The following is a 15551-nucleotide window of genomic DNA, read 5'->3' on the forward strand; positions in this document are numbered from 1 at the left end:
ATCTCCGGCTTCTGGGCAGTCGGCAGCGGCTAGCGGCGTTTCGGCTTTTTCGCCGTGTCAAACAGGCTCTTGGCCAAAATCATGTGCGCGCCGCGGGTACCATCCACTACCTGCGTTACCTCAAGGTCGCCGGCTACGCTGCACAGCATGTAGGCATCGTCGCGGCTGAGGTGCTTTTCGGCTACCAGAAAGGCAATCATCTCGCGCACCGCGTCTTTGGCGGCCAGGGTCAAATCCTCGTTCAGCCCCATGCTGATGTAGGCGGTAGGCGTTTCGGCCCGGGGCAGCGTCAGGTGCAGGTCTTTGCGCACAATAAACTGCAGCTTGCCCGTGAGCGAGGTTTCCAGGCCGGTAATATCAACTTCGCCGTTGCCCTGGCCCGCGTGGCCGTCGCCCACAAAAAACAGGGCCCCAGCGGCATGCACCGGCAAATACAGCGTGGTGCCCGCTACCAGCTCCTTGTTGTCGAGGTTGCCGCCGTGGATGCCGGGTGGCGCGCTGTTGATGCGCCCTGCTGCGGCCGGTGGGGCCACGCCCATGCTCCCAAAGAAAGGTCGCAGCGGCACGTCGATACCCGGCAGGAAATGCGCCACCATCTTTTTGGCATCGAGCGGAATGATGCGCATTTTGGCGTAGCCGAAATCTTCCGGAATAAACCCGCTCTTGGCCCCAAACGCGTTGTACGCGTAGGGAATGGCCAGGTCGACGGCCAGAATACGGACTTCGAGCACGTCGCCCGGCTCGGCCCCCTCCACAAAAATGGGCCCGGTGAGGATGTGGCCGCCCGGCCCTTTGTTGCTGACATGGTCAACGATGTCGCGCAGGTTGGGCTCGACCTGGGCGGCGGGCAGACCGGCCCCTTCCAGCCGTGCTGGGGTGGAGGTGATGAGCGTGTGAACCCGCACAGTTTCGCCCGACTTGATGCGCAATACGGGTGGCGCGGCGGCATCGTAGTAGCCGTAGGCGGCGGTAGCGGGTGTAATGGCCAGCTCGTGGGTGGCGGCTTGCCGGGATTGGGCGCGCAGGCCGGGAGCGAAAGGCAGCAGGGCAGCGAGCAGAAGCAGCGTTGGGCGAAAGTTCATGCCGGTAAGTTCGCACCGGGCGGGCCATTGGCCCATGGCGTAAGCAGACGAACATTCTCGGGGCGCGTGGCTAGGCCCAGAGCAAGCACACAAGCAAACAGGCCAAGTATGCCTTGGGCTGAGAGAAAAGAGCCAATTACAGCGCTGGGAAGGCTGCTTTAACCCATTTTATTATTATGTTAAATAATTACTAGTTTCTAAATCACCGCTTGCCGCCAATTGTGCAGGTGGTTGCAATTAGGCAAAAGTAGCGCGCTGATGCAGAGTTGCAAGCGCCCCTGCTCGCCGCCGAAGCCGGGGCGGGAGGGAGGAAACGAGTAGCTGGCCCGGCTCCGCGTTGCTCATTAATGCGCGCTCCAGCCGAAATTGCGCTGCCGGCTAGCCATCGAAGCGAGTCATTTGTTAAGCCCGCAGCTTTCGTCCCATCTGCTTCCTAATGAACCCGACCCAACCCATCCTCTCTGCCGCCGAAACCACCCGCTACAGCCGCCACCTGCTGCTGCCCGAAATTGGCCTGGCCGGCCAGCATAAGCTGAAGGCGGCCCGCGTGCTGGTGGTGGGCTGCGGCGGTCTGGGCTGCCCGGTGCTGCAATACCTGGCCGCCGCCGGGGTAGGCACGCTGGGCCTGCTCGACTTCGATACGGTGGATGAGAGTAATCTGCAACGCCAGGTGCTTTACGGCCCGGCCGATGTGGGGCGGCCCAAAGCGGTGGTTGCCGCCGAAAAACTGCGCGCCCAAAACCTCTTCATTCAGTTGCCGGTGCACCAGGAACTGCTGACGGCCGCCAACGCGCTGGCCCTGTTTGCCAGCTACGACCTGGTACTGGATTGTTCCGACAACTTTGCTACCCGCTACCTCGTGAACGACGCCTGCGTGGTGCTGGGCAAGCCGCTGGTATTCGGCGCCATCTTCAAGTTCGAGGGTCAGGTAACGGTGTTCAACTACCAGGAGGGGCCCACCTACCGCTGCCTGCACCCCGTGCCCCCCGCACCCGGCGAAGCCCCCAACTGCGCCCAGATAGGGGTGTTGGGCGTGCTGCCCGGTCTGCTGGGCACCCTGCAGGCCGCCGAGGCCCTGAAGATTATTTTGGAAATTGGCGACGTGCTCAGCGGCCGCCTGCTGCTGGTTGATGCCCTGAGCATGCGCTTTCAGACCATCCGCTTCCGGGCTGTTGTGGCCAACCAGCAACTCGCGGCCCTGGCCTCCGACTACGCGGCTTTCTGCGGCGAAGCACCGTTGCAGGCCACTCCGGTCCGGGCCCCTGAAATCAGCGCCGACGAGCTAAAAACCTGGCAGCAGACCGGCCGGCCCCATGTACTGCTCGATGTACGCGAACCCCACGAACACGCCCGCCGCAGCATTGGCGGCCAACTGCTGCCGTTGGGGCAACTGGCTGCTGGGCTGGCCAGTATCGAAATTGGGGCACCGATAGTAGTGCACTGCGCCAGCGGTGTGCGCAGCCAGCAGGCCGCCCGGCTGCTGCTCGAAAAAGGTTTTGCCGACGTGTATTCGCTCCGTAACGGCTTGGCTGATTACTAGGTGAGCCACAGCCGCCGGCACTGGTATAGATGCTCGCTAATATGCAGGAATTACCCCATCTTTACGCTTGATACGGGAAACCTGCCCCTTCTTCCCAACGGTCCCTCCGCACGGGCCTATTTCAGCGGCAACGTTATCTTTTGCCTTTCTGCCCGCCTTGTCCTACTCTCACGCCCTTCGCCGGATTCTGCAGCCGGCCCGCCTGCTTGGCCCCCGGCCGGCCTCCTGGCTGCTTGGGCTGCTGCTGGCCTGTGCGTGCCTGGCCGGCCCGGCGCAAGCCGCTCGTTCTTACTGGGATGTGAGCTACGATTCGCTGGCCACCACGCTGGCGCAGCAGCCCACCGACGTAGCCCGCCTGCAAACGCTGCAGCACCTGCTCGACCTGCGGCCCACCGGCCCGCAGGCCTTGCCCTTACTCGACCGCCTGCTGGCCCTGAACCAGCAGCTGCGTACAGTCGATGCCCAGCCCTATCGCAGTTTGCGGGCCGGAGTGGCGCTGTGGCAACAAGGGTCGGCCGACGCCGCTGCCCTCGACTCGCTGCACGCCGCCATTGCCGGGTTCGACCGCGTAGGCCGGCCCATTCCGTGGGTACTGATTGACTTGGCAGCCCTCTACAACCGTTTGAACCGCTTGGAAGACCGCCGCCGCTACTACGAAGCCCGGCTGGCGAACTACCGGGTGCGGGGCCAGGTGCAGAACATGACCGCCTGTTACGTGTCGCAAGGCGGCTACTACCGCCGCATGGGCGATTACAACCGCACCCTCAACAATATTTTGCGTGCCGCCGACCTGGCGAAGGGCTACGACCGGCGGCTGTACGTGCGCGAGCTGCTGGTGGCCGGCGACGTGTATGCCCAGTGGGGCAACCGCGCCCGCGCCGAGCAGTACCTGAGCATGGCGCAGCGCGAACCCGATTTTCAGCGCATAGATGGCATGTCGCGCGAGTACACGTTCCTGAGCCTTTCGCGGGCCCATGCGCGCAAGGGCCAGTTGCCAACGGCCTTGGTGCTGGCCGACTCGGTGCTGGCCGCCCGCGTGCCCGACCCATTTGAGCAGCAGATGAGCCGTGCCTACGGGCTGGTGCAGAAAAGCCTGCTTTACCTGCAGCAGCAGCAGCCCACCGCCGCGGCTCCCCTGCTCGCCCGCGCCCAGCGCCTCGACGATTCGCTGCACGTGCCCATGACCGGTAAGCTGGGGGAATTCGAGCTGGATGCTACCTGGGCCCGCTACTACACCGCGCGCCACGACGATGCCCGCGCCGAGCAGCACTGGCTGCGGGCCTACCACAAAGCCGCCGCCGCGCACATCGAACGCCTGCAGCCAGAGTACCTCAAGGCGCTGGTCGACTTCTACACGCGGCGGCAACAACCTGCCCAGGCCCAGTACTATGCCAATGCGTACATCCGTTACGCTATTGCTTTCAATGCTGCCCAAAGCGTTTTCCACGTGGCCCAGTACGAGGGCGAGCGGGTAGAACAGGCTCAGAATGCCCAGATTAGTGCCCTGCGCCAGCAGCAGGCGGTGCAGGCCGTGCGCCTGCGCCTAAGCAAGTGGCTGCTGCTGGGAGCCGGGCTGGCGGTAGCGCTGGTGTCGGGGCTGGGCGCGTTCATCTACCGGCAGCTGCGCACCAACCGTAACACCCTAAGCCAACTGCGCGACACCCAGGCCCAGCTGGTGCAGGCCGAGAAAATGGCTTTTTTGGGCGAGCTCACTTCGGGCATTGCCCACGAGCTGCAAAACCCGCTCACTTTCATGAAAAGCTTTGCTGAGGTGAGCACCGAATTGGTCGACGACATGGACGGCAATGCTACGCCCCAGCCCAAGGACAGCCAGCTGCGCAGCGAAATTCTGGCCGGGCTGAAGCAGAACCTGCAGCAAATCAGCCAACACGGGCAACGGGCGTCGTCCATCATCAAAGACATGCTGGAGCACTCGCGCACTGGCACCAGCCCGCGCGTGCCCACCGACCTCAACGCCCTGGCCGAGGAAAACCTGCTGCTGGCGTACCAGGCCCTGCGCTCGCAATCGCCGGATTTCGACGCGCAGCTCGTGCGCGATTTCGACCCCCACCTGGGCCCGGTGGCCGTGGTAGCATCGGACCTGGGCCGGGTGCTGCTGAACCTGTGTGCCAATGCGCTGCACGCCGTGCGCGAGCGCCAGCGCGAACTGGAACTGGTGGTGGTGTCCACCTCCGGGGCGCCGGCCGAGCCGCACTATGTGCCTACCGTAACAGTGCGTACCCGCCGGCGGGCCGGGCGCACGGTCGAAATTCGGGTGTGCGACAATGGTCCGGGCATGCCCGACCACATTCGGGAAAAAATTTTCCAGCCTTTCTTCACCACCAAGCCGGTGGGCGAGGGCACGGGACTAGGCCTTTCGCTGTGCCACGACATTGTTGCTAAGGGCCACGGCGGTACCTTAGTCGTGGATACCTGCGAAGGCCAGGGCACCGAATTTATTATCACTCTTACTTCCGCCTAGTGGGCTGTTGCTACCGACTGCTGCTGCTGTGCCTGCTGCTGGAGTTGGGCGGGCTGTCTGCGCGCCGGGCGGCGGCCCAGGCCATGCTGCCCGACACGGCCGGCACCGTGCTGCGAACCGTGCCAATGGGCGGCTCGGTGCTCGATAAGGGTTGGAAGTACCGGGCCGACGATAACCCGGCCTACGCCCGGCCCGAGTACAACGACGCGGCCTGGGCAGCCATCAACCCTAACCAGCTGCCGGGGCAGTTGCCGCAGCTGGCCGGCGTCCGGGTGGGCTGGCTGCGCCTGCGGCTGGTCGTGGCCGACAGCCTCCGCGGCCGGGCGCTGGTGCTGCTGTTTCAGCAAACCGGCGCCAGCGAGGTCTACCTCAACGGCAACCTGCTGCACCGCTACGGCCGCGTGAGCGCCGACCCCGCCCAGGTAGAGCCCGGGCCCTTCACGGCGCCGCCGCTGGAGGTGCATTTTGCCGGCCCGCGCGAGCAGGTGCTGGCGGTACGCTTCGCGCCGTGGGGGCCGCTGGCCTGGTTCAAGGACAATATTAACTTTTTGCGGGTGCGCATTACGGGGCTGCCGGGGCTGCTGCGCCGCAATGCCGAGCGGGCCGTGGCGCCCACCGACTACTTTGCCACCGGGGCCGTTTTTGTGTTGCTGAGCTTGCTGCACCTGTTCTTTCGGCGCTACAACCCGGCGCAGCGGGCCAACCTGTACTTTGCCTACTACGCCGGGGCGGCCGCGCTGGGCTTTGGGGCGCTGTACGAGGGCTGGCAGGTGCAGGGCATGGTGCCCTCGCTGGCGCTGGGCATTGTGGCCGATACGTTCCTGCTGATGAGCTACGTATGGGCCGTGCGCGCACTATACGAGTTGTTCGGCTTTCGGCCGGGGCGTTTGTACACCGGGCTGTGGGTGGCGCTGGCCGGGTGCCTGCTGCTGAGTGAGTTCACCCAGTTCACCTCGTTTTCGGTTAAAACCACGTATTCATTCGCCTTTTTTGGCTTTGTGGCCCTGGCCAGTGCCGAGCAATTGCGCCTCACGATGCGCGGCTTGCGCCAGCAGCAGCGCGGGGCCCGCCTGATTGCGGCCGGGTACTCGGGCGCGTTGCTGTGCGCCTGCGCCTACGCGTTACTCATCATCGCGCAGGTGCCCATCACCTTCCGCTTGTCGGCCACCTTGGTCTCGCTGATGGCTGTGCTGCCAGCCCTGGGCATTTCGCTATTTCTGGCCCGCGAGTTTGCCACCAACAGCGAATTGCTGCTCGTGAAGCTGCGCCAGGTGCAGCAGCTTTCGGCCCAGACCCAGGCCCAGCAGGCCGAGAAACAGGCCCTGCTGGCTACCCAAAACGAGCGCCTCGAAGCCCAGGTAGGGGCCCGCACGGCCGAGGTAGCCGGCCAGCGCGACCGGGCCGAGCAGGCGCTGGCCCAGCTGCGCGAGGCGCAGGCCCAACTGGTGCAGGCCGAGAAAATGGCGTTTCTGGGTGAGCTCACGGCGGGCATTGCCCACGAGCTGCAAAACCCGCTCACCTTTATGAAAAGCTTTGCCGAAGTGAGCACCGAGCTAGTCGACGACATCGACGACGGGAACGGGGAAAGCGGGCTCAAAGGAGAAATTCTGGCCGGGCTGAAGCAGAACCTGCAGCAAATCAGCCAGCACGGGCAGCGGGCCTCGTCCATCATCAAAGACATGCTGGAGCACTCGCGCAGCGGCACCAGCCCCCGCGTGCCTACCGACCTCAATGCCCTGGCCGAGGAAAACCTCACGCTGGCCTACGAGGGCTTCAAAACCCGTGGGGAGGGCTTCGAAGCCCGCCTGACCGTTGACCTGGACCCTGAGCTGGCCCCGGCGGTAGTGGTGGCGCCCGAACTGGGCCGGGTGCTGCTCAACCTGGGTACCAATGCGTTTCATGCCGTGCACCAAAGCACGCTCTTGGCCCGTCCCGGCCACGTACCCGAAGTGAAGCTGACAACCCGCGCCCGGCCCGGTGGAATCGAAATTCGGGTTCGCGATAATGGGCCGGGTATGTCGGCTCATGTGCTCGAACGGGTTTTCGAACCGTTCTTTACAACCAAGCCAGCCGGCGAAGGCACGGGCCTGGGCCTTTCGCTGAGCCACGACATCATTACGAAAGGCCACGGCGGCACGCTCACGGTAGCCAGCGAAGAAGGTGCCGGCACCGAATTCCTGATTGTACTTCCCACCTAGTTCACTCACCGCGTTGCGTATGCTACGCCAGCCAGCTGCCTGCTTGTGCCGTGCCTTCCTGTGCAAGCCGCACTGGAGCAGGCTGGTACTGCTGGTAATGCTGGTACTGCTGCTCGTGCTGGGCCCCGCGCCCTGGCTGCGTGCCCAGACGCCCGAGGCCGACAGCTTGCGCCTGGCGCTGCAAGCCCGTGCTCGGCCCGATACCGCCCGGGTGAACACCCTCAATGCCCTGGCGCTGGCCCTGCGCAACAACGACCCCGGCGAATCGGCTGGCCTGTTTCGGGAGGCGCAGCAACTGGCCAGGCAACTGCGCTACCCGCGCGGTCTGGCCGAAGCCATGCTCGGCCAAGGTTTTTACTACCGCCACCACAGCGAGTATGGGCTGGCCGAAAGCTATTCGGAAAAGGCCCGGCTCAGTTTTGCCCAGGCCGGCGACGAGCTCGGCCAGACGCGCTGCCTCTACAACCTCGCGTGCATCTATTCTGACCAGGGGCGCTACGTGCAGTCGCTGCGCACCAACCTGCGTGGCCTGGCCCTGGCCGAAGCCGAGCACAACCGCAAGTGGATGGGCTTTCTCAACACCCAATTGGGCATCACCAGCACGTACCTGGGCGAGAACACCCGTGCTGAGAGCTACTTGATGCAGGGGCTGCAGCTTGCCAAGGCTTCGGGCGACCTCACCAGCATTGGCCATGCTTACGCGGGCCTCGGCGACCTCTACCGCAAGCAAGGCCGGTGGCGCGAAGCCGAGTTGAGCTTTGCGCAGGACGAAAATATTTTCCGGCGCCTGCACTTCGAGACCGGCCGCATCTTCGAAGAAATTAACCTCGGCGACGTAGCCGAGCGCCAGCAGCACTATGCGCAGGCGTTTGCCTATGTTCGCAGCGGCTTGCAGCGGGCCCGGCGCCTGCACGCGGCCGGCGAAATGCCCCGCGCTGAGTTGGTGCTGGCCCGCACCCACCTGCACACCGGCCACCCCGACAGCGCCTGGTTCTACGCCCGCCGCACGCTGGCAGCTACCCAGCACAGCGGAGCCCGCGAGTACAGCCGCGACGCCAGCCAGGTGCTGGCCCAGGCCGCCGCCAGCCTCGGTCGCTACGCCGACGCCTACCGCTACGAGCAACTGTTTGGCGCCTACCGCGACAGACTGAACAGCGCCGACCTGCGCCGCCGGGCCGCCGTGCTCGAATACCGGGCCGATATGGCCCGGAAGCAGGCAGAAATTCAGCTGCTCACCAAAAACAGCCAGCTGGTAGCGACCCGCAACCGCCAGCAGCGCCGGCTGCTGCTGGTAACGCTGCTGGGCTTGGCGGCCTCGGGTGGCTTAAGCCTGGTGCTTTGGCGCATTAATCGGGCCAAGCAGCACGCCTATAGCTTGCTCGAGCAGCAGCAGACCGAGCTGCGCGCGGCCCAGGCCCAGCTGGTGCAGGCCGAAAAATGGGCTTTCGTGGGCGAGGTGTCGGCCGGCATTGCCCACGAGCTGCAAAACCCGCTGGCCTTCATGCAAAACTTTGCCGACGTAAGCGTGGCCATGCTGGATACTGAGCCAGGCGGAGGAGCTACTCCGGCCAGCCTGGAGCAGGAAATAATGGCCGGACTGCGGCAAAACCTGCAAAAAATCAGCCAGCAGGGCCAGCGTGCGTCTTCCATTATCAGCAACATGCTGGCGCACGCGCGCCGCGGCTCGCTGCCGCGCCAGCCCACCGACCTCAATGTCCTGGCCACCGAGGCGCTGGCCCTGGTAGCGCAGGCGCAACGCCAGCCGGGCACTGACGTGCATTTTGCGTCGGACTTCGAGCCCGCCCTGCCCGCCGTGCCCGTGGTAGGAGCCGACCTGACGCGGGTACTGGTGAACCTGTGCGCCAATGCCGTGCATGCGGTGTGCGCCCGGGCCGGGCATGCCGAGCCCAGCTACCTGCCCACCGTGACGGTGCGCACCTGCCAGCCAACGCCCACCACGGTCGAAATTCGGGTGATTGACAACGGTACCGGCATGGCGCCGGCCGTGCGGGAGCAGGTGTTTAAGCCCTTCTTTACCACCAAGCCGGCGGGCGAAGGCACGGGCCTGGGCCTTTCGCTGAGCCACGACATCATTACCAAAGGCCATGGCGGCACGCTAACCGTGGAAAGCGAGGCCGGAGTGGGTACCGAATTCATCATCATCCTGCCAATTGGGTAGCTGGCGGCCGGTGCCGTATCCGCGCTAACTTGCGCCCTTCCTCCCCCCACCTTTTGCTGCAATGAGTCATTCGCCTAACAACAGCGAGCTACTGGTACTGGCCCCCATGGCCTATGGAATGGCCAAGGGCCTGAGTAGGTTTCTGGACTTGCCCAACCGCTTGCCCGCCTGGGACCGGGTGCTGCGCTTCAGTTGGGTACCGCCGATGCTGGTATTCGGGCTGGCTCAGTTCACGGGAATCCATTCGACGCTGCTCAAGCAATATGTATGGTTACTGCTGCTCAGCCTACTGGGCGTGATGCTGTTGCTGCTGAGCTATTACCGTCCGGCTCGCACCATTTTGTTGGGCATTGCGCCATTCTGGCTCTACCAGGTGGTTGAAACGGGCTTGGAAACCATTGACAGCAGCCTGCTCAAAACCTACGACGACGGCTTCGACACTGCCCACGGCTTTGCGCTGCTGTGGCTGCTGACCTTCTTCTTTATTGCCCGCAGCCAGAAAAAGCAGCTCGAAAAAGAGCAGCTGCTGCGCGAAGAAGAGGAAAAGGCCAAGCGCCGCATCGAAGCCCAAAACGCCGAGCTGGAGCGTTTGGTGAGCGAACGCACCGCGGCCCTCACCACGCAGGCCGAGGAGCTGCGCGGGGCCCTCACGGAGCTGCGGGCCACCCAGGCCCAGCTGGTGCAGAGCGAAAAGATGGCCAGCCTGGGCGAGCTCACGGCCGGCATCGCCCACGAGATTCAGAACCCCCTCAACTTCGTCAACAACTTTGCCGAGGTGAGCGCCGAGCTGGTGACCGAGCTCGAAGAGGAGCGCGTCCGCCCCGAGCGCGACCCCGGCCTGGAAGACGAGCTGCTGGCCGACCTCAAGCAGAACCTGTTGAAAATTACCCAGCACGGCGGGCGGGCGGCGAGCATTGTGCGCGGCATGCTCGAGCACTCGCGCACGAGCTCGGGCGAGCGCACCCCCACCGACCTCAACCAGCTGGCCGACGAGTACCTGCGCCTAGCTTACCACGGCCTGCGCGCCAAGGACAAAACCTTCAACGCCACCCTGGAGCCGGATTTCGACCCGGCGCTGCCGCCTGTGCCCGTGCTGGCCCAGGACCTGGGCCGGGTGCTGCTCAACTTGCTCAGCAATGCGTTTTATGCCGTGCGCCAGCGCCAGCAAAAGGGCGTGGCCGGCTACGCGCCCACGGTGCGGGTGAGCACCCGGCGCGTGGGCGACGACGTAGAAATTCGGGTGCGCGACAACGGCAGTGGCATTCCCGAGAGTGTGAAGCAGAAAATCTTCCAACCCTTCTTCACCACCAAACCCACCGGCGAGGGCACCGGCCTGGGGTTGTCGCTGAGCTACGACATCGTGACCCAGGGCCACGGCGGCACCCTCACCGTAGATAGCCACGAGGGCCAGGGCACCGAGTTTGTCATCAGCCTGCCGGTTAGCTAGTACGGCGCAAGCTGGGAGCCATGCGGCTGCCGGAAGTTGGCCGAAACCAGGAAAATATAGTTTTCTGCTGGGGCCTTCGGCGGCCGGGCAATGCGCCTGGCCAGCGCTCCTTTTTGGCAGTACATGCCGGCCCGGCCGGCTCGCCAAACTTGTGCGGGGCCATCCCGGTTGCGGCTGGGCACTACGCTGGAGTAGCACAACAGAGGCCCAGGGCGGTATCTTTAGGCGCGCGTAGCTTTCGGGGCTGCGGTTCGGCATTTGTTATTCGCCTGTCACAGGCATAATCCGTTGAACATTTCCTTCTTCTTAGTCTGGTTGAGACGTTCGGCGTTGGGACTGTTGCTGGGCATGCCCGGCCTGGGTCTGGCAGCTCCGGGGCCAAAGCCGGTGCCGGCCGTATCGCACGTGGTGCTCGACAGCCTGCGCCACCTGCTACAGCTGCCCCAGACCGACTACGACCGCGTGCTGCTGCTGTGCCAGGTGAGCGACCAGCTCTGGACGCAGCGTACCGATTCGGCGGCCGTGTATGCGCAGCAGGCGCTGGCGCTGGCCCGCCGGGTGCACTACCGGCACGGCGAGGGCGAGGCCCTGAACCGGCTGGGCGCGGCCCTGCGCGAAAGCAATCTAGCGCGCTCGCTGGAGTTGTTTCAGCAGTCGCTGCACATTGCCCGGGCCACCCGCGACCGGGCCCTCACGGCCCAAAACCTGCGCAGCATTGGCATCATCTACGTGTATCTGCGCGACCGGCGGCAGGCATTGAGCTATTACTTCCAGGCCCTGAAAATTGGGGAGCAGCTGCACGACGAGCGCCGGGTGGTCATCGAGCTCAGCAACATCGGGCTGGCATACGACGTGTTTGGGCAGCTCGATTCGGCCCGGCTGTACCAGGAGCGGGCCCTGGTGCTGGCCCGCCGCCTGCGCACTCCCACCAACTACATCCTCTACGGCCTGGGCAATGAAGCCCGCCGCCGCGGCGAGGTAGCCCTGGCCCGCAGCTACTATTACCAAAGCATTGCCGAGTCGAAAAAAGTGGGCCACCTGCGCAGCCTCAACTTTGCCTACGTGGGCCTGGCCGAGCTGTACCAGCAAATGGGCCGGCCCGACTCCAGTATTTACTATGCGCGCCTGGGTTGCCAGGTGGGCCGTACCAACGGCTTTTTGCGCGGCGTGCTCAATGCCAGCACCCTGCTCACGCAGGACTTCAAACGGCGCGGCGCGGCCGACAGCGCCCTCAAGTACCAGAGCCTGATGCTGGTGATGAAGGACACGCTGTTTGGGCAGGAAAAGGTGATGCGCCTGCAAAACCTCAACTACCGCGAGCAGCAGCGCGCCCAGCAGGCCACGGCCGCGCAGGCCGCGTTGCGGGCCCGCTACCGCACGTTTGCGCTGGTGGGGGTGCTGCTCGGGTTGCTGGTACTGGCCGCGATTCTGGCCCGGCACGCCAGCCAGCAGCGGCGCGCCCGCGAAGCGTTGGAACAGTCGCTGGCCGAGCTCAAAACGGCGCAGGAGCAGCTGGTGCAGCGCGAGAAGATGGCCTTTCTGGGCGAACTCACGGCCGGCATTGCCCACGAGCTCCAGAACCCGCTCAACTTTGTGAAGAACTTCGCCGAGGTAAGCACCGGATTGGTGGATGAAATCACGGGCGAGCAGCACGACCCTACCGGGCAGGGCCCGGCCCGCAACGCCATGCTGGAAGCCGAAATTCTGAGCGGCCTGAAGCAGAACCTGCAGCAAATCAGCCAGCACGGGCAACGGGCCACGTCCATCATCAAGGGCATGCTCGAGCACTCGCGCACTGGCACCGGCCCGCGCGAAACCGTGAACCTGAATACGCTGGTGCACGACAGCCTGCGCCTGGCCCAGCAGGGCCTGCGCACCCAGGACAAGGGGTGCGAGGTACAACTAACGACCACGCTGGCCTCGGGGCTGCCGCCCGTGTCGGTGGTGCCGCTCGATATGGGCCGGGTGCTCATCAACCTGTTCACCAACGCTTTCTACGCCTTGCAGCAGTGCCAGTACCAGCAACCCGCCGGCACGGCCTACCGCCCCGAACTAACGGTGACCACCCAAGCCGTGCCGGGCGAGGTGGAGGTGCGCATCCGCGACAACGGCACGGGCATGCCGGCCGACGTGCAGGCCCGGGTGTTCCAGCCGTTCTTCACCACCAAGCCCGTGGGCGAGGGTACGGGCCTGGGGTTGTCGTTGAGCTACGACATCGTGACCACCGGCCACGGCGGCACCCTGCGCGTGGAAAGCCGCGAAGGCGAAGGCACCGAATTCATCCTCACGCTGCCGGTTTAGGCCTCGACCACCGGGGCCGCCGTGGTGGAAATACGCGGCTAATATGCCTATATTTAAGCGCGCCCACTGTGGGTGCTTGCGCACTTGAAAAATTTTTGGTGGCGCCGAGGCGCGGTCGTTCTGTGGTTGCTGGGCTGGCAAATTGCGGCCGGCTCGCCGCTGCAGCTTCCGGCCGCCGAGCGGTTGCGGGCCGAGGTGCAGGCCCACCCCCGACCCGATACGGCCCGCGTCAACCGCCTCAGTGCCCTGGCCCTGGTGCTGCGCAACAACGCCCCCGATGAGTCGGCCGCTCTGTTTCGGGCCGCGCTGGCCCTGGCGCAGCGGCTGGCCTACCCCGGAGGCATGGCCGAAGCACAGCTCGGGCTGGGGTTCTACCACCGCCACCGCGGCGAATACGGGCTGGCACAGGCCTATTCGGAAAAGGCCAACAAGACCTTTACCCAAACCGGCAACCGCCGGGGCCAAATCCGCAGCCTTTACAACCTGACCTGTATTTTTCTCGACCAAGGCCAGCTGGCCGAATCCCTGCAGGCCAACCTGGCCGGCCTGGCCCTGGCCGATGCCGAGCACGACCGCAAGTGGCAGGCTTTTCTCAACACCCAGCTGGGCACCACGAGCACCTACCTGGGCGAGTACGCCCGCGCCCGCCGCTACCTGCGCGAGGGCCTGCGCTGGGCCGTGGCCTCCGGCAACCAACCCAGCGTGGGCCACGCCTATGCCGGCATTGGCGACCTGAACCGGGCCCTGGGGCAGTGGGCCGCCGCCCAGCGCAACTACGAGCAGGACGCCGCCAGCTACCAGCGCATGCGCGACGAAGGCGGCATTCTGTACGAGGACATCAACATCGGCGACATGCTGGAGCGGCAGGGGAAGGTGCCGCAGGCGCTGGCCGTTGGCCTCCGCAGCCTGGCGCGGGCCTCGCGCCTGCAAAAACTGGGCGAGGTAACGCGCACCCAACTGCTGCTGGCCCGCACCTACCTGCACGCCGGCCGGCTCGATAGCGCCTTGTGGTACGGGCAGCGCTGCCTGCTCGCCGCGCAGCGCAGCGGCGCCAAAAGCATCAGCCGCGATGCCAGCCAGGTGCTCTCCCTAGCCTTGGCACGGCGCGGCCGCTTCGAAGCCGCCTACCGCTACGAGCAGCTATTTGGCGCGTACCGCGACAGCCTCAGCACCAGTGCCCAGCAGCGCAAGGTGGCGGTAGTGGAGTTTCGCGCCGAGCTCGTCAGAAAACAGTCCCAGATTAGTCTGCTTACCCGCAACGAACGCCTGCTGCGGGCGCGAAACCGCCAGCAGGGCTGGTTTCTGCTGGGTGCGCTGCTGGGGCTGGCTGCCGTGGCGGGCCTGAGCTGGAGCCTGTGGCGGAATGTTGGCCGCCGGCGCCGCACCAATGCCCTGCTCCAGCGGCAGCAGGACGAGCTGCGCCAGGCGCAGTCCCAGCTGGTGCAGGCCGAGAAAATGGCGTTTCTGGGCGAGCTCACGGCGGGCATTGCCCACGAGCTGCAAAACCCCCTCACCTTCATGAAAAGCTTTGCCGATGTGAGCACGGACCTGGTTGAAGGCATTAACGGGGCGCGTTCCGGTGAGGGGCTGGGGCAGGACATCCTGGCGGGGCTGAAGCAGAACCTGCAGCAAATCAGCCAGCACGGGCAGCGGGCGTCGTCCATCATCAAAGACATGTTGGCCCACTCGCGCAGTGGGGCAGCCCCGCGCCAGCCCACCGACCTCAACGCCCTGGTAGCTGAGCACCTGCGCTTGGCCCACGACGCCGCGCAGGCCGCCAACCCCAACTTTACCGCCACGTTGCGGCAGGACCTCGACCCGGGCCTGGGTTTGGTGAACGTGGTGGCCCCCGACCTGGGCCGGGTGCTGCTCAACCTGTGCACCAACGCCCTCTACGCCGTGCGCGAGCGCCAGCAGTTGGCCGCCCCGGCCGGCTCTGAGGAAGACGTTGCGCCCTACGTGCCCGGCGTGGTGGTGAGCACCCGGCGGGCAGTGGATGGGGCGGCCGTTGAAATCCGCATCCGCGACAACGGCACGGGCATGAGCGAGGCGGTGCAGGCCAAAATCTTCCACCCCTTCTTCACCACCAAGCCGGTGGGCGAGGGCACGGGCTTGGGTTTGAGCCTGAGCCACGACATCGTGACCACGGGCCACGGCGGCACCCTGCGCGTGGAAAGCCGTGAGGGCGAAGGCACCGAATTCGTGATTAGCTTGCCGGTTTAAAACCCGCTTTCTTCCTGGATTAATTCTACCTGCGAGCTTTGAAAGCTGCGCGGGCCACCCTTGCCTGTGCGCTAATTTTACTGCTTATGGCACCCGGGC

The 15551-nt window shown here is 65.1% G+C and carries 8 protein-coding genes; 7 read left to right on the forward strand and 1 reads right to left on the reverse strand.

Annotated elements, in window-relative coordinates; all coding sequences use genetic code 11:
* Positions 1 to 29 precede the first annotated feature (29 nt).
* Positions 30 to 1082 (reverse strand): acetamidase/formamidase family protein, encoded by a 1053-nt coding sequence (locus ABD837_RS13305; RefSeq protein ID WP_345055294.1) that lies wholly within the window; start codon positions 1080 to 1082, stop codon positions 30 to 32.
* Between the two features lie 436 nt (positions 1083 to 1518).
* On the opposite strand from ABD837_RS13305, the gene moeB reads away from it, so the two are divergent.
* The 7 genes from moeB to ABD837_RS13340 all read left to right on the forward strand — a co-directional run bounded on the left by moeB (position 1519) and on the right by ABD837_RS13340 (position 15452).
* Positions 1519 to 2622: a molybdopterin-synthase adenylyltransferase MoeB gene (moeB, locus tag ABD837_RS13310; protein WP_345055297.1), complete on the forward strand. Its 1104-nt coding sequence runs from the start codon at positions 1519 to 1521 to the stop codon at positions 2620 to 2622.
* A gap of 157 nt (positions 2623 to 2779) precedes the next feature.
* Entirely contained in the window at positions 2780 to 5104 is a 2325-nt protein-coding gene (locus ABD837_RS13315; RefSeq protein ID WP_345055300.1) for an ATP-binding protein, read from the forward strand.
* On the forward strand, positions 5104 to 7302 hold the full coding sequence (locus ABD837_RS13320; RefSeq protein ID WP_345055303.1) for a sensor histidine kinase: 2199 nt from the start codon (positions 5104 to 5106) through the stop codon (positions 7300 to 7302). Before ABD837_RS13315 ends, ABD837_RS13320 begins: the two co-directional genes overlap by 1 nt.
* 19 nt (positions 7303 to 7321) lie before the next feature.
* A complete protein-coding gene (locus tag ABD837_RS13325; protein ID WP_345055305.1) occupies positions 7322 to 9481 on the forward strand; it encodes an ATP-binding protein in 2160 nt (719 codons plus the stop codon).
* Positions 9482 to 9542: 61 nt separating this feature from the next.
* On the forward strand, positions 9543 to 10928 hold the full coding sequence (locus ABD837_RS13330; RefSeq protein ID WP_345055308.1) for a sensor histidine kinase: 1386 nt from the start codon (positions 9543 to 9545) through the stop codon (positions 10926 to 10928).
* A 348-nt stretch (positions 10929 to 11276) separates the two neighbouring features.
* Positions 11277 to 13229, forward strand: coding sequence for a tetratricopeptide repeat-containing sensor histidine kinase (locus ABD837_RS13335; protein WP_345055310.1), 1953 nt, complete (start codon positions 11277 to 11279; stop codon positions 13227 to 13229).
* Positions 13230 to 13313: 84 nt separating this feature from the next.
* Entirely contained in the window at positions 13314 to 15452 is a 2139-nt protein-coding gene (locus ABD837_RS13340; RefSeq protein WP_345055314.1) for an ATP-binding protein, read from the forward strand.
* The last annotated feature ends 99 nt before the right edge of the window (positions 15453 to 15551 follow it).

Origin of the sequence: Hymenobacter glaciei (assembly GCF_039539585.1) — a bacterium.
GTDB classification, from domain to species: domain Bacteria; phylum Bacteroidota; class Bacteroidia; order Cytophagales; family Hymenobacteraceae; genus Hymenobacter; species Hymenobacter glaciei.

Excerpts from the sequence above, each read along its gene's own strand:
- ABD837_RS13305 (WP_345055294.1), bottom strand. The coding sequence starts at position 1,082 with ATGAACTTTCGCCCAACGCTGCTTCTGCTCGCTGCCCTGCTGCCTTTC.
- moeB (WP_345055297.1), top strand. The coding sequence starts at position 1,519 with ATGAACCCGACCCAACCCATCCTCTCTGCCGCCGAAACCACCCGCTAC.
- ABD837_RS13325 (WP_345055305.1), top strand. The coding sequence starts at position 7,322 with ATGCTACGCCAGCCAGCTGCCTGCTTGTGCCGTGCCTTCCTGTGCAAG.
- ABD837_RS13330 (WP_345055308.1), top strand. The coding sequence starts at position 9,543 with ATGAGTCATTCGCCTAACAACAGCGAGCTACTGGTACTGGCCCCCATG.
- ABD837_RS13335 (WP_345055310.1), top strand. The coding sequence starts at position 11,277 with ATGCCCGGCCTGGGTCTGGCAGCTCCGGGGCCAAAGCCGGTGCCGGCC.